The following is a 19,339-nucleotide window of genomic DNA, read 5'->3' as shown; positions in this document are numbered from 1 at the left end:
GTCCTCATTATTATTCTCACCAAACCATTGTCATTAAATTAGACCAGTTGTCTAGTGATGCTTTGAGGCTGTTAAATTTTTACGCTTAATAAGCTCAGCTCACCGTAAACGACATCATCATGCCCGTATCTTCATGCTCGAGCAGATGACAGTGCGCCATGTATGCGCGTTCTTTCGGTGCTTCGTGATCGAATTTCACCAAAACTTCGCTTCGCCATCCTTCAACACGTACCGTATCTTTCCAGCCACTGCGATGAGCCGCTGGCGGTTTACCGTTTTCAGAAAGAATACGGAACTGCGTGCCATGGATATGGAATGGATGCAGCATCATGTCGCCTTCACCGGAAATGGTCCATTTCTCGTAGGTGCCACGTTTCACATCAAACATCGGTTTGGCCATATCAAACGCAATACCGTTGATTTTGTTGCCGTGCATGAAGTCATAACCCGGAGCCATTTGGTCACCCTGCTCCATGCCGCCATGATTCATTTTTCCATGGCCCATCTGACCATGAGTCATTTGCCCCTGCATCTGACCGTGATCCATACCGGCCATATTGCCATGACCTTTCATATCCATGCCTGCCATCGACGCCATGCCATAGCGCTGCATCATCATTTGCATGCCCATCATGTCGAGCTGAGGATCCATCATCAGCTGTAACCAGCGCGTTTTCGCATTATCCGCGGCGGGAACAGCAGGCATATTCACTAAAGCATCTGGCAGTTTTGCCTCATTGCTCTTTAGCGTAGGCTGAATGTGCAAAACGGGCAGGGCGCGATCGAACGGTGGCAGCGTCATCCCCATTTGTTTGACCGGCAACGTGATAATGTCGAACGCCTTACCGTCGCGAGTATCCACTAAAACTTCGAAACGCTCGCCCATCAGAATCGGCAGTTCCGTCAATTTAACCGGCTCGCCCAGCAATCCGCCATCGCTGCCCACCACATATAAAGGGCGTCCATCGCTAGTTGCCAGATTTAATGAACGCGCATTACATCCGTTGAGGAACCGCAGTCGCAGCCATCCACGCGGCGCGAGGTGCTGAGGGTAGACTGTGCCGTTGGTCAGCATCATATCGCCAAACCATCCTACCGCCGCTGTCATGATATCGAGCTGGTAATCAATATGGCCTTTGGCATCAAGGCGCTTGTCTTGCAGGATCACCGGCACATCATCAACGCCCCACTCTTTGGGCAATGGCAGCTTGGTGCTTTCTTCATCATCAATAATAATCAGACCGCCTAGCCCCATCGCCACCTGACGTCCGGTTAAACCGTGCGTATGCGGGTGGAACCATGCGGTTGTTGCGGGTTGATCCACTTTAAACTCAGCCGTCCACATTTTGCCTGGCTCAATCACCGCCTGCGGGCCACCGTCAGACGTGCCCGGAATCTCCATGCCGTGCCAATGCATGGTGGTTGCCTCTGGCAGCTCATTGGTAACATTAATCGCGACGTCCTTACCTCGCTGCAAACGCATGGCAGGCCCTAACAGCGGGCCATTGATACCCCACGTTGGGGTTTGCATCCCCGCCTTCCATTTCATGCTACCGGTTTGGACGTTCAGCGCTATTTTTCCTGCGGCATCTGGCGTGAGTAGTGCAGGGATCGGTAATGCAGGATGATCGGCCGCAAAAGCAGCACGGCTCCAGAAAGGTAAGGCGCTGGATGCACCCAGAACGGCAGTCAGTTTGATAAAGTCGCGGCGAAGCATGTCAGATTCCCTTGTGCGTCAGTGAGTAGACTCGGTTAAACTTAGACGTGTTTAGCTTCATACGTGAAGCTACGAAATGTTTAGCTGCAGTTAACTATTGCCATTTTAGGGTAGACCTTCCAGTAAGGGGAAAGTCAAGCTAGCACTTGATTAAATGGAAAGTAGGTTCCATAAATTGATTGATGAAATGAGCAAGAAACACTGTAGAAACAGGGCTGAAATATGATACCGTCAAACTACAACTACATAATGTGCATCTGTTTATGAAAAAAACCTCGCTGGTGCTTCTGCTTTTAGGTTTGCTGAGTTTTACCTCTGCCAGCCAGGCTCTTGATGATATGCAATCCGAAGATTTAGCCGATCTCACCGCTATCTTCGTGTTTCTAAAAAATGACTGTGGTTATAACGATTTACCCAATGCGCAAATCAAAAAAGCGATCGTCTTTTTTGCCAATCGTAACGGATGGGATTTATCCAACTACAACACGAAGAAAATGAAAGCGTTGGGTGAAGATAGCTATCACGATCTCAGCCGAATTTCGATGCCAACCGCAACGAAATGCAAATATCTCGCCCGAGATTCTCTGAGCCTGCTCGCTTACGCTAACTAAGCTATCGCCAAAGCGGCCACTCAAACGGCAGAGCGTATCTGCCGTTTGATATATCAGTGAAAGATAAACTCAGCGTCTCAACTGAACTAGCGGGTCGAAACGATAAAAGCGCGATATTTCTCTAGCGCCAGTAAAAAATCTTCTAAGCCACAGAACGAGAGGCTTTCTTCATCGTAGTAGCTCATCCCCTCTTCCATTTCATCACCTTCCACCGCCATTTGATTAGCGCGAACCATCACTTCTTCACCGTCTAACCACAGCGTGTATTCATGCCCGGTTAACTGCCACTGGCGTTCGCTGCCTTTCACTTCAGCCGCGGCCTGCTCCACCTGAGTCAGCAAAGCCAAATCGCCTTTAACTTCCTCGTTTAGCCAGTGCCCAACGACCTCGTGCCCCATCGAAAATACGGCGACAACCTGCCCCGTTACATCATGGCGAAATTCATAATCCATCGTTCAGCCCTCCGCGACTTTCCCCTATTTTTTCTGGGGATGACTTACTTATAGTGTAAACATCCATCGCGTAGCTGCACTGTCGAGGCTCGCAAACTGGAAAAATAAAACGGAGGCCATGGCCTCCGTTACGTTATCTGCACAATTTTCACTGGAAAACCGGCGCGGTATATCAACAAAAATAGCGTCTAGGGTCAAGCGAGCTCGCGTTTCTTCTCGCTGATATCGTGCTCAATCCCTTGCTTCACATCAGCGGGGATTTTCAGAGACTGCGCCAACGCATCCAGATAGCTACGCTCCATAAAGTGATCGATATCGATCACCACACAGCTGAGGTAATAGACCTCAAGAGCCTCGTCTTCATTCTTAATGTCTTGTGCTAGCAGCGCTGGATTTAACGGCTGTGCCAATGCCTCTTGCACCCAATGCTCTGCTTCAGCGCCAAGACCAAGCTCATGCAGGCTATTATCAATGGCCTGACGTTCAGCATCATCCACATGCCCATCGCTTTTTGCCGCAAACACGACAGCCTGAATCAGCCGCTTGGTTCGTGCATCAATCGGTGACGTGCGCATGCCAAACAGGGGCTCATCCTGATGCGTTTCTTTGACTCGTTGTTTATATTTATTCCACAACACCGCACCTACCGCGGCAGAACCACCAATAATCAGCGCATTTTTACCGAACTTACCCGCCATTTTACGAGTGGATTTATTACCCAACAGCACGCCAACCAAGCCACCTAACGCGGCCGGAGCCAGTAATTTACCAAACCCTTCAGACCCACCGAGCGACTTGGTTTTATCACCGAGCATAGATTGAATCTGCTGCATCCAACTGTTTTTCATAACACACCCCATAGGCGCAATTTATTGATGTTATTACATGCAGATTACGGATTTATCTGTCAGTTTACGTATGGGAAGTGAAAACTTGCTTATGGCCTGAGCGGGGGAAAAGTCGATAAAAAAAGGAGGCCGAAGCCTCCTCGATATTCAGTCACCGCTGAAAACTAAACCGCGGTCTGGAAAATCACACCGTCAGCTTTCTCAGTGTACTGTTCCAGCTTGTCAAAGTTCAGGTAACGGTAGGTGTCTACCGCGGTTTTATCTACCTGTTCCATATACTGCTGGTACTCTTCTGGGTTTGGCAAGCGGCCTAGCAGTGAAGCCACCGCAGCCAGCTCAGCCGAAGCCAGATACACATTTGCTCCGGTGCCTAAACGGTTCGGGAAGTTACGTGTTGAAGTCGATACCACCGTTGCACCATCGGCCACTCGCGCTTGGTTACCCATGCACAGGGAACAACCAGGGATCTCAACGCGTGCGCCACTCTTACCAAAGATACTGTAGTAGCCCTCTTCGGTCAGTTGAGCCGCATCCATCTTAGTTGGCGGTGCAACCCACAGACGCGTTGGCAGTTGGCCTTTATGCCCATCCAGCAGCTTACCAGCAGCACGGAAGTGACCAATGTTGGTCATACACGAACCGATAAAGACCTCATCGATCTTCTCACCGGCAACGTCAGACAGCAAACGCGCATCGTCTGGATCGTTTGGCGCGCACAGAATTGGCTGTTTGATCTCGGCTAGATCGATGTCGATCACTGCCGCATATTCTGCATCCGCATCGCCTTCCAGCAGCTGCGGATCGGCCAGCCATTTTTCCATGCCCTGAATACGGCGCTCGATGGTACGACGATCGCCGTAGCCTTCCGCGATCATCCACTTCAACAGAACGATGTTGGAGCTCAGGTATTCCGTAATCGGCGCTTTATCGAGTTTGATCGTACAACCCGCCGCAGAACGCTCAGCGGAAGCATCCGCCAGCTCAAACGCCTGCTCAACTTTCAGCTCTGGCAAACCTTCAATTTCCAGAATGCGGCCAGAGAAGATATTTTTCTTACCTTTCTTCTCAACCGTCAGTAGACCCTGCTGAATTGCGTAGTAAGGAATGGCGTGAACCAAATCGCGCAGGGTAATACCCGGCTGCATTTTACCTTTGAAGCGTACCAGCACAGATTCAGGCATATCCAACGGCATCACGCCGGTTGCTGCAGCAAACGCAACCAAACCAGAACCCGCAGGGAAAGAGATCCCGATAGGGAAACGTGTATGGGAGTCACCGCCGGTACCAACGGTATCAGGCAGCAGCATACGGTTCAGCCATGAGTGAATAATGCCATCGCCCGGACGCAATGAAACACCACCACGGTTCATGATGAAATCAGGCAGCGTATGGTGCGTGGTCACGTCTACCGGCTTAGGATAAGCCGCGGTATGACAGAACGACTGCATCACTAAATCAGCCGAGAAGCCCAGACAAGCCAAATCTTTCAGCTCATCGCGCGTCATTGGCCCCGTGGTATCCTGCGAACCGACGGACGTCATCTTAGGCTCACAGTACTGCCCCGGACGAATGCCTTTAGTGCCACAGGCACGTCCGACCATTTTCTGTGCCAGAGAGAAACCTTTGTTACTCGCAGCGACTGGTTTAGCGATACGGAATACTTCGCTGTGTGGCAGATTCAGTGCTTCGCGCGCTTTAGTGGTTAAACCACGGCCGATGATCAGCGGAATACGGCCACCGGCACGCACTTCATCCAGAAGCACTTCGGTTTTCAGCTCGAATTTTTCCAGCAGTTCATTCGTTTCGTGATTGCGCACTTCGCCTTTGTACGGGTAGATATCAATCACATCGCCCATATTCAGCTTAGAAACGTCAACTTCGATCGGTAATGCGCCCGCATCTTCCATTGTGTTGAAGAAGATCGGTGCAATTTTACCGCCGAGAACCACACCACCGCCGCGCTTGTTTGGCACATGAGGAATATCGTCGCCCATAAACCACAGCACGGAGTTAGTCGCTGACTTACGCGAAGAACCGGTTCCGACCACGTCGCCAACATAGGCCAGCGGGAAACCTTTTTTGTTCAGTAACTCAATTTGCTTGATCGGACCCACGCTACCCGGCTGATCGGGAACAATGCCGTCGCGTTCGTTTTTCAGCATCGCTAATGCGTGCAGAGGAATATCAGGACGTGACCACGCATCAGGCGCAGGAGACAGATCGTCGGTGTTGGTTTCACCGGTCACTTTAAACACGGTGACGGTGATTTTCTCGGCCAGCTCTGGACGAGATAAGTACCATTCAGCATCAGCCCACGATTGTAAAACCTGCTGCGCATGTTTGTTGCCTGCTTTAGCTTTCTCTTCCACATCGTAGAAGTTATCAAACATAAGAAGCGTATGAGACAGCGCTTTCGCAGCGATTGGTGCCAGTTTGGCATCATCGAGGGCATCAATCAGGGGATGGATATTGTAACCGCCCTGCATGGTACCGAGCAGTTCAACGGCTTTTTCTTGAGAAACCAGAGGAGAGGTCGTTTCGCCTTTAGCAACAGCGGCTAAAAAACCCGCTTTAACGTAAGCAGCTTCATCAACACCCGGTGGCACACGATTGATCAGCAGATCTAACAGAAATTCTTCTTCACCAGCGGGCGGCGATTTCAGTAACTCAACCAACCCAGCCATTTGCGTCGCATCCAGTGGTTTAGGAACCACGCCTTCTGCCGCACGTTCAGCGACGTGCTCGCGATATTCTTTTAGCACGACTTTATCCTCGCTCTCATTGTTGGAGTCATTATGTGTGCAGAGGGTGTGTTTCGTAGTACGTTCTCGAGACGGTGTAAAAACCTACTACGGAACACACCCACCACCGGGTTACGGGTAAGTAAGATGTCTTTAGAGCGTTGTCCCACGCTCTGAAAGTACCCCCAAAATAATTCAAGCTGATTGAAGGCGGCAAACCTGTGAGTCCCTAGGAACTTACTCAAGTAAGTGACTAGGGTGAGCGGGTGCAGCCAACGCATAAGCAGCTTGAAGTATGACGGAGATAAAACCTTTCAAGTTACAAGGTCTTCATGAGTAGAGTACCCGGTTATGCCCATCCAGCATATCAGGATTTAACTCGGTTGTTAAACTGTTCACATAAAAGCAACATAAATAGCGCATAATGCAAATTGGTATCGTTCTGTAACAGTATTAAATGTCGAAAACTGATAAATCTTGATCTGTTCTAGGATCTAAGCGCGGTTTTTTTCGCTATGATCCACTATCACCACGAGTAGATGCAGGATGCGAAATGATACTTAAAAGGAAGTCGAAAAGTTTTTATCTTACAGTGCTACAGATTGCCTCCGTTTTATTGGCCGTCGGTGCGCTGTTTTTCCTGATCGACACGACCCAGTCACAGTATCTGGTACTCAACGGAAACGATCTCGCCCGCACAGACCTCGACAATGGCCCCATGATTTGGGGAATGAATTTCTTTTTGTTTGCGCTGTTGATTGGGGTATTGCTGTTTACCATCGCCTTTTTTATTGGATTTAAAGACGATTAGCAGCGTGAGTAGCAGCTGAAAATGGCATAAAAAAACGGCTCCCGAGGGAGCCGTTTTACATTTTAGCGTAGTCCGCTAAAAAATTATTTTTTCTTCGCTTTCGGGTTCGGCAGGTCAGTGATGCTACCTTCGTAGATCTCTGCGGCTAAACCAACGGATTCATGCAGCGTTGGGTGAGCATGGATAGTCAGCGCGATATCTTCAGCGTCACAACCCATCTCAATGGCCAGACCGATTTCACCTAACAGCTCGCCGCCGTTAGTACCGACAATCGCACCACCGATGATACGGTGAGTTTCTTTGTCGAAGATCAGTTTGGTCATGCCGTCTGCACAATCGGAAGCGATAGCACGGCCTGAAGCAGCCCACGGGAAGGTGGATGTTTCGTAGCTGATGCCTTTTTCTTTCGCTTCTTTCTCGGTCAGACCAACCCAGGCAACTTCCGGCTCGGTATAAGCAATCGAAGGAATTACCTTAGGATCGAAGTAGTGCTTCATGCCCGCGATAACTTCAGCGGCAACGTGACCTTCGTGAACACCTTTGTGTGCCAGCATTGGCTGACCGACGATATCGCCGATAGCAAAGATGTGCGGTACGTTGGTACGCAGCTGTTTGTCGACGTGGATAAAGCCACGTTCGTCAACTTCCACACCCGCTTTGCCCGCTTCCAGCTGTTTACCGTTTGGTACACGACCGATAGCAACCAGAACCGCGTCGTAACGCTGTGGTTCTGCTGGCGCTTTTTTGCCTTCCATCGTGACGTAGATACCATCTTCTTTGGCTTCTACCGCGGTCACTTTGGTTTCCAGCATCAGGTTAAATTGTTTGCTGATACGCTTGGTGAACACTTTCACCACGTCTTTGTCAGCGGCAGGGATGACCTGATCAAACATTTCAACAACGTCAATCTGAGAACCCAGCGCGTGGTAAACGGTACCCATTTCCAGACCGATAATACCACCGCCCATCACCAGCAGACGTTCTGGGACAGATTTCAACGCCAGCGCATCGGTTGAATCCCAAACGCGTGGATCTTCATGTGGAATGAACGGCAGCTGAATTGGACGAGAGCCCGCAGCGATAATCGCGTTGTCGAAGTTAATCACGGTCGTGCCGTTTTCGCCTTCAACTTCCAGTGTGTTAGCACCGGTGAATTTGCCCAGACCGTTAACCACTTTCACTTTACGGCCTTTTGCCATCCCAGCCAGACCGCCGGTCAGCTGAGTGATAACTTTTTCTTTCCAGACACGAACTTTATCGATGTCAGTTTTCGGCTCACCGAAAACGATGCCGTGCTCTGCTAAGGCTTTGGCTTCTTCAATCACTTTAGCGACGTGCAGCAAAGCCTTAGAAGGGATACAACCGACGTTTAAACATACGCCACCTAAGGTGGAGTAACGTTCAACGATGATGGTTTCTAGACCTAAATCCGCGCAACGGAAAGCCGCAGAGTAACCTGCAGGGCCCGCCCCAAGTACCACGACCTGAGTTTTAATTTCAGTACTCATCATGACCTCTTTATTGTTTGTCCGGCGGGTGCGACATCATCCACATTGATAACATCACTGCCAACGTCATTGTTTGGCTCACAACCTTTATTTCCAAAGGAAAGAGGAGAGTCATTCATAACGCCCATCTACCACCGGGACGCTCGTACTGCCCATAGTTTACAAAAATGTTAACAATTATGTAAAGCTTTGATCGGGTGACGAAAGTCTCACTATCCAATGCTGAACCGTATTAGCTCCAGCACTGACGCACTTGAAGAAAAAAGCCGGCCGTTTGGCCGGCTTTTAGGGTTACATCACCAGGCGACGAATGTCTGACAGCATATTGTTGATGATGGTGATAAAGCGAGCACCATCAGCACCGTCAATCACGCGGTGGTCGAAGGAAAGAGAAATCGGCATCATCAGACGCGGCATAAACTCTTTACCATTCCATACCGGCTCAATCGCTGATTTAGAAACACCCAAGATAGCGACTTCAGGCGCGTTAACAATCGGCGCGAAGTGGGTTGTACCCAGGCCACCGATGCTAGAGATGGTGAAGCAACCGCCCTGCATTTCGCCAGCCGTCAGCTTACCATCACGCGCTTTCTTAGAGATCACCGTCAGTTCACGGGACAGCTCAGTAATGCTCTTCTTGTTAACGTCTTTGAAGACAGGAACAACCAGACCATTTGGCGTATCAACCGCAACACCGATGTTGATGTATTTCTTCAGCGTCAGGCGCTGTGCGTCTTCAGACAAAGAGCTGTTGAAACGTGGCATCTGCTCAAGCGCTGCCGCAACGGCTTTCATGATGAAGACCACTGGGGTGAATTTCACGTCCAGTTTACGTTTCTCAGCTTCGGCGTTCTGCTGTTTACGGAACGCTTCCAGATCGGTGATATCTGTTTTGTCGAAGTGCGTAACGTGCGGGATCATCACCCAGTTACGGCTCAGGTTAGCACCAGAGATTTTCTGGATACGGCCCAATTCAACTTCTTCGATTTCACCGAACTTGCTGAAGTCAACTTTCGGCCAAGGCAGCATGCCCGGAATACCGCCACCCGCAGCTGCTGCCGGAGCAGATTCAGCGCGTTTAACCGCATCTTTCACGTAAGCCTGAACGTCTTCGCGCAGTATACGACCTTTACGGCCAGAACCTTTGACTTTCGCCAGGTTCACACCGAATTCACGTGCCAAGCGACGGATAACCGGCGTTGCGTGAACGTAAGCGTCGTTTTCAGCAAACTCGCCCTTCGATTCAGCTTTAGCCGCTGGCGCAGGGGCAGCTTTCTGTTCCTGTTTAGCCGGAGCAGCGTCCTGTTTAGCAGCTGGTGCAGCCGCAGGTGCCGCGCCTTCTACTTCAAAGGTCATGATCAGTGAGCCGGTTTTGACTTTATCGCCGGTCGCGATCTTGATTTCTTTAACCACACCCGCGAACGGAGCTGGGACTTCCATAGAGGCTTTATCGCCTTCTACGGTAATCAGTGATTGTTCAGCGGCAACTTTATCGCCCACTTTTACCATCACTTCAGTCACTTCAACTTCGTCACCGCCGATGTCTGGAACTTCAACATCTTTCACCGCTGATGCAGCCGCAGCAGCAGGAGCCGCAGACTGTGCCGGTGCAGAAGCGGCAGGCGCAGCGCCAGCCACTTCGAAGACCATGATCAGTGAGCCAGTTTTCACTTTGTCACCGGTCGCAATCTTGATCTCTTTAACCACACCCGCAAACGATGCAGGAACTTCCATAGAAGCTTTGTCGCCTTCTACGGTGATCAGAGACTGTTCCGCTTCAACGGTATCGCCTACTTTCACCATCACTTCGGTGACTTCAACTTCGTCGGCGCCGATGTCTGGAACTTCAACATCTTTTGCTGCAGCGGCAGCTGCCGGAGCAGGTGCGGCCGCTGGTTTCTCTTCGGCTTTAGCTGGTGCAGCGGCTGCTGCACCTTCGGCTTCAAAGATCATGATCAGTTTGCCGGTTTCGACTTTGTCGCCCACGGAAACTTTAATTTCTTTAACTACACCGGCCTGTGGCGATGGGACTTCCATGGAAGCTTTGTCACCTTCAACGGTGATCAAAGACTGTTCGGCTTCCACTTTATCGCCCACTTTTACCATCACTTCGGTAACTTCAACTTCATCAGCACCGATGTCCGGTACATTAATTTCGATAGACATTCTTCTGTACCTCTTATGCCAGACGCGGGTTAACTTTTTCTGGGTTGATGTCGAATTTCTTAATTGCATCAGCAACCACAGAAGCTTCGATTTCACCGCGTTTAGCCAGTTCACCCAGTGCAGCAACCACAACGTAAGAAGCATCAACTTCAAAGTGGTGACGCAGGTTTTCGCGGCTGTCTGAACGACCGAAGCCGTCAGTACCCAGTACGCGATAATCGCTGGCTGGAACGTAAGTACGAACCTGTTCTGCGAACAGCTTCATGTAGTCGGTAGACGCAACCGCTGGCGCATCGTTCATCACCTGAGCGATGTACGGTACACGTGGAGTTTCGGTTGGGTGCAGCATGTTCCAACGCTCACAGTCCTGACCATCACGAGCCAGCTCGGTGAAGGAAGTTACGCTGTAGGTATCAGAACCCACGCCGTATTCTTCAGCCAGGATCTTAGCCGCTTCACGAACGTGACGCAGGATAGAGCCTGAACCCAGCAACTGAACCTTACCTTTGCTACCTTCCAGAGTTTCCAGTTTGTAGATACCTTTACGGATACCTTCTTCTGCACCCTGCGGCATTGCCGGCATGTGGTAGTTTTCGTTCAGCGTAGTGATGTAGTAGTAAACGTTTTCTTGTGCTTCACCGTACATGCGCTCCAAGCCGTCATGCATGATGACTGCCACTTCGTAAGCGTATGCTGGATCGTAAGAGATACAGTTCGGGATAGTCAGAGACTGAATGTGGCTATGGCCATCTTCGTGCTGCAGACCTTCACCGTTCAGGGTTGTACGACCTGAAGTACCACCGATCAGGAAGCCACGAGCCTGTTGGTCACCCGCTGCCCAGCACAGGTCGCCGATACGCTGGAAACCGAACATGGAGTAGTAGATGTAGAACGGGATCATTGGCAGATCGTTGGTGCTGTAAGACGTTGCCGCCGCCAGCCAAGATGATGCTGCACCCAGTTCGTTGATACCTTCCTGCAGGATCTGACCTTTTTCGTCTTCTTTGTAGTAAGCAACCTGCTCACGGTCCTGCGGGGTGTACTGCTGGCCGTTAGGGCTGTAGATACCGATCTGACGGAACAGGCCTTCCATACCAAAGGTACGCGCTTCGTCGGCGATGATTGGAACCAGACGATCTTTGATCGACTTGTTCTTCAGCATCACGTTCAGGGCACGAACGAAAGCGATGGTGGTGGAAATTTCTTTGTTCTGCTCTTCCAACAGAGAACCGAAGTCTGACAGCGCAGGCATTTCCAGTTTCTCGGTGAAGTGAGTCAGACGAGTTGGCAGGTAGCCTTGCAGCGCCTGACGGCGTTCGTGCAGGTACTTGGACTCTTCAGAATCTTTATCAAACGTCACGTATGGCAGTTTTTCGATTTCAGAATCAGCCACAGGTACGTTGAAGCGATCACGGAACTGGCGCACGCCGTCCATGTTCATTTTCTTAACCTGGTGAGCGATGTTCTTACCTTCGGCGGTGTCACCCATGCCATAACCTTTAACGGTGTGGGCAAGAATAACGGTCGCTTGGCCTTTGGTATCTTTCGCTTTTTTCAGTGCAGCGTAGACTTTCTTAGGATCGTGGCCGCCACGGTTCAATGCCCAGATTTCGTCATCGCTCATGTCTTTAACCAGAGCGGCGGTTTCAGGGTAACGACCGAAGAAGTGCTCACGAACATAAGCGCCGTCTTTGGATTTGAAGGTCTGGTAGTCGCCGTCCAGCGTTTCGTTCATCAGCTGGATCAGTTTACCGCTGGTATCTTTACGCAGCAGCTCATCCCAACGGCTACCCCAGATAACCTTAATCACGTTCCAGCCAGCGCCTGCGAAGATGCCTTCCAGTTCGTTAACGATTTTGCCGTTACCGGTGACCGGGCCATCCAGACGTTGCAGGTTACAGTTGATGATGAAGCACAGGTTATCCAGTTTTTCACGAGTTGCGATAGTGATCGCACCTTTAGATTCTGGCTCATCCATCTCACCATCGCCCAAGAAAGCGTAAACGGTTTGTTCAGAGGTGTCTTTCAGGCCACGGTGTTCCAGATATTTCAGGAATTTAGCCTGATAGATTGCACCGATTGGGCCCAGACCCATTGATACAGTTGGGAACTGCCAGAATTCAGGCATCAGTTTAGGATGCGGGTAAGAGGACAGGCCTTTACCGTGAACTTCCTGACGGAAGTTGTTCATCTGTTCTTCGGTCAAACGGCCTTCAAGGAAGGCACGAGCGTAAACGCCCGGAGAAATGTGGCCCTGGAAGTACACCAAGTCGCCGCCGTCTTTCTGGTTACGAGCGCGGAAGAAGTGGTTAAAGCAGACTTCGTATACCGTTGCGGAAGACTGGAAAGAAGCCATGTGGCCACCCAGCTCCAGATCCTTTTTCGATGCACGCAGAACAGTCATGACCGCGTTCCAACGAATCGCTGAACGGATGCGGCGTTCCAGCTCCAGATTACCTGGGTACGCAGGCTCGTCTTCTACCGCAATGGTATTGACGTAGTTGCGGCTGGTCGCTCCGGTAGGCAGATTTACGCCGCCTTTACGGGCTTCACCCAATACTTGATCAATCAGGTACTGAGCGCGCTCTACACCTTCTTCACGGATGACCGATTCGATCGCCTGCAGCCAGTCGCGGGTTTCGATCGGGTCCACGTCATTGTTTAAACGTTCTGACATGGTGGTATTCCTTATCTGTCTAATGGTTTGTCAGGAGCCTGTCTTCGTGTGTTTTCTTCATGTCGGGAAAAAACACGAAGACAGGCCCAATCAGGGTTTAGTTGCCTAGTGGTGTTGCAATAAAACGGATTATCAAAGGGCTAAGCTTTCACAATCCGTTTTTAATCCTTGCGTTGCTGGAGTCTGCGCAGCGACCGCTCACGGCGGCTATGCTCACGATTGAGTTCCAACAAGATATCCTCAATAAATGCCAGATGGCGGTGCGATGCTTCACGAGCTTTCTCTGGCTCGCGTGCCACAATCGCCTCAAAAATGCTGGCACGATGGTCGTTTACCTTGGCCAACATTTCACGGCGCGAGTAAAGCAACTCAAAGTTCTGTTTCACGTTTTGCTCCAGCATCGGCGCCATGCAGCGCAACAAATGCAGAAGAACCACGTTATGTGCAGCTTCGGTCACCGCGACCTGATACTGCATAACCGCATCCGCTTCAGCGTCTAAATCGCCGCTTTCCTGCGCCTCTTGGATAACCAGATGGCAGGTGCGAATACGGGTTAAATCTTCGTCTGTGCCACGCAGTGCTGCGTAATAAGCAGCAATACCTTCAAGCGCATGACGGGTTTCAAGCAAATCGAATTGTGATTCTGGATGGTCTGCCAGCAGTTCAGCCAAGGGATCGCTAAAACTTTGCCAGAGGTTGGTTTGAACGAAAGTACCGCCTCCCTGACGACGCAACAGCAATCCTTTTGCTTCTAGCCGCTGTATCGCTTCTCTTAAAGAAGGTCGAGACACATCAAACTGTTTCGCCAGCTCACGCTCGGGAAGAAGTTTTTCTCCTGGGCGCAGCGTGCCTTCCAGAATCAGATATTCCAGTTGCTGTTCGATGACATCTGATAGTTTCGGTTGACGAATTTTGCTGTAGGCCATGTCGCTCTTTTCTTCTCTGCGAGTGCTTCTTCTTATTAACGTTATTTTGTTCGCGAGCCGCTTAAAATCTCTGCGAGTGGCGCAAAGTCAATTGGTAATACCAATTTCAAAAACGTGACGCTAAAGTAACAAAGTATTCACCTGCTGTCCATACAGGCTTTGATTGAAATCATGAAAGCGAGCATTTTTTAACAAAGTCACTCAGACAACACAGCAATACTATAACTGTAACGTGGTAATACCATTTACGAGGGGTGAGAGCATTTTAACTTTATTGAAACTAAAACGCACTCAAGCTGAAGCGTGAAAGCAGTGCAAAATACGCATAACAATTCAAATTAATGAATAGTTATTTAATTCATATATGTATTAACAATGCTAATTGCTTGAAGATAAATATGTTACGTGCGGTAGGTAAAATTAGGTAAAGAAGTCACGGCTATGCGGTGTTTGCCAACCCCACTCGCTCGGTCAGCATGAAATCTATCCAATCAATAATTGTCGCCGTCCTCCAAAAGAAGCATTTCCACCAGCGACGCTTCATTTTATAAAATTTTGCTTTTTTTTCGTCTCTTTCGCCAATTTCGCTCAAAGCGTCTATTTTATAAACAATGCTCATTTTCTCTGAATGAATGAGCAAAAACTCATTGAGCTCTCTCTGTGATCTATATCGGTATTTAACGCTATAAATGTGGTGCAATTTCTTTCGCTTATCATTATTCTCAAGTCATTGGTAGCCAATAAAACAAATCAAATTGGCATTCCATGTAAACAATAAATTACGCATTTCGTATTTTAATAATTACAAATGACAGTAACAGTGAGCCAGAGGTCGTTTTCGGCCGGCATATTTAGAGGATGGAAGACATGAGTGATCAGCAACATCGCGCTCAGCCTCACGGCGACCAACTGAAAAGGGGATTGAAAAATCGCCATATTCAGCTGATTGCTCTGGGTGGTGCCATCGGCACCGGACTGTTTTTAGGTATTGCACAAACCATCAAAATGGCGGGGCCGTCCGTTATTTTAGGCTACGCAATTGGTGGTTTTATTGCGTTCTTAATAATGCGTCAATTGGGTGAAATGGTGGTTGAAGAGCCTGTAGCAGGGTCTTTTAGCCACTTTGCCTTTAAATACTGGGGGAACTTTGCAGGTTTTGCCTCGGGCTGGAACTATTGGGTTCTTTACGTGCTCGTGGCGATGGCAGAGCTTACTGCCGTCGGCATTTATGTTCAGTACTGGTTCCCCGATATCCCTACATGGGTTTCTGCGGCAGTCTTCTTCCTCGCCATTAACGCCATTAACCTTGCGAACGTCAAAGTCTACGGTGAAATGGAATTCTGGTTTGCCATTATCAAAGTCGTCGCCATTATCGGCATGATTGTGTTCGGCGCATGGCTCTTACTGAGCGGCCACGCAGGGCCTGAAGCCAGCGTGACGAATCTGTGGGAGCAAGGTGGATTCTTCCCTAACGGCACCATGGGTCTGGTCATGGCGATGGCCGTTATCATGTTCTCATTCGGTGGATTAGAACTGGTTGGCATCACCGCAGCCGAAGCCGATAACCCAGAGAAAAGCATTCCTAAAGCCACGAATCAGGTTATTTACCGTATCCTGCTTTTCTATATTGGCTCTCTGTCTATCCTGCTTTCGCTTTATCCGTGGGGCAAAGTAGTGGAAGGCGGCAGTCCATTCGTGATGATTTTCCACGAATTAGACAGCAACGTTGTCGCCACCATTCTAAACATCGTGGTATTGACCGCTGCCCTATCGGTTTATAACAGCTGCGTGTATTGCAACAGTCGCATGTTGTTTGGTTTAGCCAAGCAGGGCAATGGGCCGAAAGCGTTACTGAAAGTCGATGGACGCGGCGTTCCCGTCGTAGCGATTGGGCTCTCGGCTGCCGCCACCCTGCTGTGCGTGCTGATTAACTACATCATGCCGGGCAAAGCCTTTGAGCTGCTGATGGCGCTGGTCGTTTCTGCTCTGGTGATCAACTGGGCGATGATTAGCTTAGCGCACCTGCGTTTCCGTGCGGCTAAAAATCGTGAAGGCGTGGTACCTAAGTTTCAGGCGTTCTGGTATCCGTTCGGCAACTACCTGTGCTTAGCCTTCCTGTGCGGGATCTTAGTCATCATGTACTTCACGCCGGGCATTCAGATTTCCGTGCTGCTGATACCGGTATGGCTGATTATTCTGGGTATTGGCTACGCCATAAAACAGCGGAACCAACGCAATACGAATAGCGTATCCAGCCACTCGTAAGCGATTTATGTTCATACTCTTAGAGCCTCCGCATGTCGGAGGCTTTATTTTTATGGTGCGCTATCTTTGCGAAAGCAAAAATTGTTACCCCGTTCACAGTTCCAAGTCAGTAGCACATTTATCCATCTCGCCAGCTAAACCTTTACCCATAGAATCAAGGTTTACGAGCACATAATCCTCATCAAGATAGCTAAATAATTTCTATGTGAGGATGTTAGCCATGAATGAAAACAAGCTCTCGGTAAAAGAAAAGATCGGGTACGGAATGGGGGATGCTGGTTGCAACATGATCGGCAGCGCCATCATGATGTTCCTGAGCTATTTCTACACCGATATCTTTGGTTTAGCTCCCGCATTAGTTGGCGTGTTGCTCCTTTCGGTACGTGTTTTGGACGCCGTTACCGACCCGATTATGGGCGCCATTGCCGACCGCACTCAAACTCGCTGGGGGCGTTTCCGTCCTTATCTGCTCTGGGTATCATTCCCTTACGTCATTTTCAGCGTATTGATGTTTACCACGCCAGAATGGACCTATAACAGCAAAGTTATCTATGCGTTTGTGACCTACTTCCTGATGTCACTGACCTACACCGCCATCAATATTCCTTATTGCTCACTGGGCGGCGTGATCACCGCCGATCCCAAAGAGCGCGTTTCCTGCCAGTCTTACCGCTTCATCATGGTTGGGATCGCCACGTTGATTTTGTCTTCCACCCTTCTGCCGATGGCGGATTGGTTTGGCGGCGAAGATAAAGCAAAAGGCTATCAGATGGCGATGGGCGTGCTGGCGCTGATCGGCCTATTTATGTTTCTGTTCTGCTTTGCCACCGTTCGCGAGCGCATAAAACCCGCCGTTCCCAGTAATGATGCGCTAAAGCAGGATTTACGCGACGTATGGAAGAACGATCAGTGGGTACGTATTCTGCTGCTCACGTTCTGCAACGTCTGCCCGGGCTTTATTCGCATGGCCGCAACCATGTATTACGTCGTATGGGTAATGGAAAAAAGCACGCATTTCGCCACTCTGTTTATCAGTTTGGGCGTGATTGGCATGATGTTCGGCAGTGCGCTGGCAAAACCGTTAACCGATCGCTACTGCAAACTTAAGGTCTTCTTCTGGACTAATATCGTGCTCGCACTCTTCTCCTGTGGCTTCTATTGGGTAAACCCACACGCGACCACTCTGGTTCTGGTGCTCTATTTCTTGCTCAATATTCTGCACCAGCTCCCTTCCCCGCTGCACTGGTCACTGATGGCCGACGTTGACGACTACGGCGAATGGAAAACCGGTAAGCGCAGCACCGGGATCAGCTTCTCAGGCAACCTATTCTTCCTCAAAGTAGGCTTAGCCGTGGCAGGTGCGATGGTGGGATTCTTACTTTCAGCTTACGGCTACGACGCCGGTGCAGCACGTCAGAGCGACAGCGCCGTAGGTGGCATTATCCTGCTTTTCACCGTCATTCCGGGAATTGGCTATTTGATTACCGCAGGCGTTGTTCGCCTATTGAAAGTTGACCGCAACATGATGATTCAAATTCAGAGCGATCTGGCTAAACGTCGCGAAAACTATCAAGAACTCAATGCGCTAATCGATGCCAAACAGGCGAAGCCACATACCGTTTAATCCATGAAATATCAGGGAGCTATACATGACCGTTTTTCCTAACCCGCTGATTGAACAGCGCGCCGATCCCTATATTCATTTGCATCAGGATGGTTGGTATTACTTCATCGCTTCGGTGCCCGAATACGATCGCTTGGAGCTACGGCGCGCCCAAACGCTAGAACAACTGGCCGACGCGAAACCCGTCACCATTTGGCGCAAGCCAGAAAATGGCCCCATGAGCCACCTAATTTGGGCGCCAGAGCTGCATTTCTTCAATGGACAATGGGTGATTTATTTTGCCACTGCGCATTCACCAGAGATTAAAGAAGGGCTATTCCAGCATCGCATGTTCGCTCTAACCTGCAACGACGCCGATCCGCTAAGCGGAAACTGGATTGAGCGAGGCAGAGTCATCACGCCATTGGATACGTTTTCACTCGACGCCACCAGTTTTGCATACCAAGGTAAACGCTATTATCTTTGGGCGCAGAAAGATCCTGAGGTTTACGGCAACTCTAATCTTTACCTCGCTGAGCTTGAAAATGCATGGACGATAAAAGGCCAGCCGGTCATGCTGAGCAAGCCTGAACTGGAATGGGAAACACGCGGCTTTTGGGTCAACGAAGGGCCAGCGGCCATTCGTCACGGAGGAAGAATTTTTATCACCTACTCCGCCAGCGCCACCGATGAAAACTATTGCATGGGGCTGCTATGGGCGAAGGACGGCGCTGATATTCTCGATGCCTCTCAGTGGCATAAAGCGCAAAAGCCCGTATTTGGCACCGCACGCCATAACCGCCAATTTGGTCCGGGGCATAACAGTTTTACGCAAACCAAAGAGGGCGACGACGTACTGGTTTACCACGCGCGTAACTACACTGAAATCGAAGGCGATCCGTTGTATGACCCAAACCGCCACACGCGCATCAAAACCTTTACGTGGGATGAACAAGGGATGCCGGTGTTTGGGGAACCGTTGGGGGATAATAGGTAGGGGGGGATCTGGGGGCG

The 19,339-nt window shown here is 50.0% G+C and carries 14 protein-coding genes; 5 read left to right on the top strand and 9 right to left on the bottom strand.

Features of this window, described 5'->3' with window-relative positions:
- Positions 1-94: 94 nt before the first annotated feature.
- Complete coding sequence (cueO, locus tag DSM2777_RS07395) at positions 95-1,717, bottom strand: multicopper oxidase CueO (RefSeq protein ID WP_061553563.1); 1,623 nt, start codon at positions 1,715-1,717, stop codon at positions 95-97.
- A gap of 263 nt (positions 1,718-1,980) precedes the next feature.
- Here cueO and DSM2777_RS07390 point away from each other — a divergent pair, with 263 nt between their 5' ends.
- Positions 1,981-2,328, top strand: a complete 348-nt coding sequence (locus tag DSM2777_RS07390; RefSeq protein ID WP_025800331.1) for a YacC family pilotin-like protein — start codon at positions 1,981-1,983, stop codon at positions 2,326-2,328.
- An 86-nt stretch (positions 2,329-2,414) separates the two neighbouring features.
- Here the strand turns inward: DSM2777_RS07390 and yacL are convergent, their stop codons facing one another.
- The 3 genes from yacL to acnB form a co-directional block, all read right to left on the bottom strand.
- On the bottom strand, positions 2,415-2,780 hold the full coding sequence (gene yacL, locus DSM2777_RS07385) for a protein YacL (RefSeq protein ID WP_025800332.1): 366 nt from the start codon (positions 2,778-2,780) through the stop codon (positions 2,415-2,417).
- A 194-nt stretch (positions 2,781-2,974) separates the two neighbouring features.
- The gene (locus DSM2777_RS07380; RefSeq protein WP_061553562.1) at positions 2,975-3,628 is read right to left on the bottom strand and encodes a tellurite resistance TerB family protein; all 654 of its coding nucleotides are present in this window, start codon (positions 3,626-3,628) and stop codon (positions 2,975-2,977) included.
- A gap of 164 nt (positions 3,629-3,792) precedes the next feature.
- Complete coding sequence (acnB, locus tag DSM2777_RS07375; protein ID WP_046459038.1) at positions 3,793-6,390, bottom strand: bifunctional aconitate hydratase 2/2-methylisocitrate dehydratase; 2,598 nt, start codon at positions 6,388-6,390, stop codon at positions 3,793-3,795.
- Positions 6,391-6,922: 532 nt separating this feature from the next.
- On the opposite strand from acnB, the gene DSM2777_RS07370 reads away from it, so the two are divergent.
- The gene (locus DSM2777_RS07370) at positions 6,923-7,180 is read left to right on the top strand and encodes a hypothetical protein (RefSeq protein WP_046459039.1); all 258 of its coding nucleotides are present in this window, start codon (positions 6,923-6,925) and stop codon (positions 7,178-7,180) included.
- A gap of 83 nt (positions 7,181-7,263) precedes the next feature.
- Here DSM2777_RS07370 and lpdA read toward each other — a convergent pair whose 3' ends face one another.
- The 5 genes from lpdA to DSM2777_RS07345 form a co-directional block, all read right to left on the bottom strand.
- Positions 7,264-8,688 carry a dihydrolipoyl dehydrogenase gene (gene lpdA / locus DSM2777_RS07365; RefSeq protein ID WP_061553561.1) on the bottom strand — a complete coding sequence of 475 codons (1,425 nt, stop codon included), beginning with the start codon at positions 8,686-8,688 and terminating at the stop codon, positions 7,264-7,266.
- Between the two features lie 291 nt (positions 8,689-8,979).
- The gene (gene aceF, locus DSM2777_RS07360) at positions 8,980-10,854 is read right to left on the bottom strand and encodes a pyruvate dehydrogenase complex dihydrolipoyllysine-residue acetyltransferase (RefSeq protein ID WP_061553560.1); all 1,875 of its coding nucleotides are present in this window, start codon (positions 10,852-10,854) and stop codon (positions 8,980-8,982) included.
- A 13-nt stretch (positions 10,855-10,867) separates the two neighbouring features.
- Positions 10,868-13,531 carry a pyruvate dehydrogenase (acetyl-transferring), homodimeric type gene (gene aceE / locus DSM2777_RS07355; protein ID WP_025800337.1) on the bottom strand — a complete coding sequence of 888 codons (2,664 nt, stop codon included), beginning with the start codon at positions 13,529-13,531 and terminating at the stop codon, positions 10,868-10,870.
- Positions 13,532-13,692: 161 nt separating this feature from the next.
- The gene (pdhR, locus tag DSM2777_RS07350) at positions 13,693-14,457 is read right to left on the bottom strand and encodes a pyruvate dehydrogenase complex transcriptional repressor PdhR (protein ID WP_025800338.1); all 765 of its coding nucleotides are present in this window, start codon (positions 14,455-14,457) and stop codon (positions 13,693-13,695) included.
- Positions 14,458-14,896: 439 nt separating this feature from the next.
- The gene (locus tag DSM2777_RS07345) at positions 14,897-15,076 is read right to left on the bottom strand and encodes a hypothetical protein (protein ID WP_061553559.1); all 180 of its coding nucleotides are present in this window, start codon (positions 15,074-15,076) and stop codon (positions 14,897-14,899) included.
- A gap of 248 nt (positions 15,077-15,324) precedes the next feature.
- Here DSM2777_RS07345 and DSM2777_RS07340 point away from each other — a divergent pair, with 248 nt between their 5' ends.
- The 3 genes from DSM2777_RS07340 (at position 15,325) to DSM2777_RS07330 (ending at position 19,322) form a co-directional block, all read left to right on the top strand.
- Positions 15,325-16,722, top strand: a complete 1,398-nt coding sequence (locus DSM2777_RS07340) for an amino acid permease (protein ID WP_046459041.1) — start codon at positions 15,325-15,327, stop codon at positions 16,720-16,722.
- Positions 16,723-16,942: 220 nt separating this feature from the next.
- Positions 16,943-18,346, top strand: coding sequence for a glycoside-pentoside-hexuronide (GPH):cation symporter (locus DSM2777_RS07335; RefSeq protein ID WP_061553558.1), 1,404 nt, complete (start codon positions 16,943-16,945; stop codon positions 18,344-18,346).
- 25 nt (positions 18,347-18,371) lie between these two features.
- Positions 18,372-19,322, top strand: coding sequence for a glycoside hydrolase family 43 protein (locus tag DSM2777_RS07330; RefSeq protein ID WP_061553557.1), 951 nt, complete (start codon positions 18,372-18,374; stop codon positions 19,320-19,322).
- The last annotated feature ends 17 nt before the right edge of the window (positions 19,323-19,339 follow it).

This window comes from Obesumbacterium proteus (assembly GCF_001586165.1).
GTDB lineage: Bacteria > Pseudomonadota > Gammaproteobacteria > Enterobacterales > Enterobacteriaceae > Hafnia > Hafnia protea.
This window is presented reverse-complemented; position numbering and strand designations above follow the sequence as displayed.

Coding starts and splice junctions, on each gene's coding strand:
- yacL (WP_025800332.1), bottom strand. CDS start 2,780: ATGGATTATGAATTTCGCCATGATGTAACGGGGCAGGTTGTCGCCGTA.
- aceF (WP_061553560.1), bottom strand. CDS start 10,854: ATGTCTATCGAAATTAATGTACCGGACATCGGTGCTGATGAAGTTGAA.
- cueO (WP_061553563.1), bottom strand. CDS start 1,717: ATGCTTCGCCGCGACTTTATCAAACTGACTGCCGTTCTGGGTGCATCC.
- DSM2777_RS07370 (WP_046459039.1), top strand. CDS start 6,923: ATGATACTTAAAAGGAAGTCGAAAAGTTTTTATCTTACAGTGCTACAG.
- DSM2777_RS07330 (WP_061553557.1), top strand. CDS start 18,372: ATGACCGTTTTTCCTAACCCGCTGATTGAACAGCGCGCCGATCCCTAT.
- DSM2777_RS07380 (WP_061553562.1), bottom strand. CDS start 3,628: ATGAAAAACAGTTGGATGCAGCAGATTCAATCTATGCTCGGTGATAAA.
- DSM2777_RS07340 (WP_046459041.1), top strand. CDS start 15,325: ATGAGTGATCAGCAACATCGCGCTCAGCCTCACGGCGACCAACTGAAA.
- DSM2777_RS07335 (WP_061553558.1), top strand. CDS start 16,943: ATGAATGAAAACAAGCTCTCGGTAAAAGAAAAGATCGGGTACGGAATG.
- aceE (WP_025800337.1), bottom strand. CDS start 13,531: ATGTCAGAACGTTTAAACAATGACGTGGACCCGATCGAAACCCGCGAC.
- lpdA (WP_061553561.1), bottom strand. CDS start 8,688: ATGAGTACTGAAATTAAAACTCAGGTCGTGGTACTTGGGGCGGGCCCT.
- DSM2777_RS07390 (WP_025800331.1), top strand. CDS start 1,981: ATGAAAAAAACCTCGCTGGTGCTTCTGCTTTTAGGTTTGCTGAGTTTT.
- DSM2777_RS07345 (WP_061553559.1), bottom strand. CDS start 15,076: ATGAGCATTGTTTATAAAATAGACGCTTTGAGCGAAATTGGCGAAAGA.
- pdhR (WP_025800338.1), bottom strand. CDS start 14,457: ATGGCCTACAGCAAAATTCGTCAACCGAAACTATCAGATGTCATCGAA.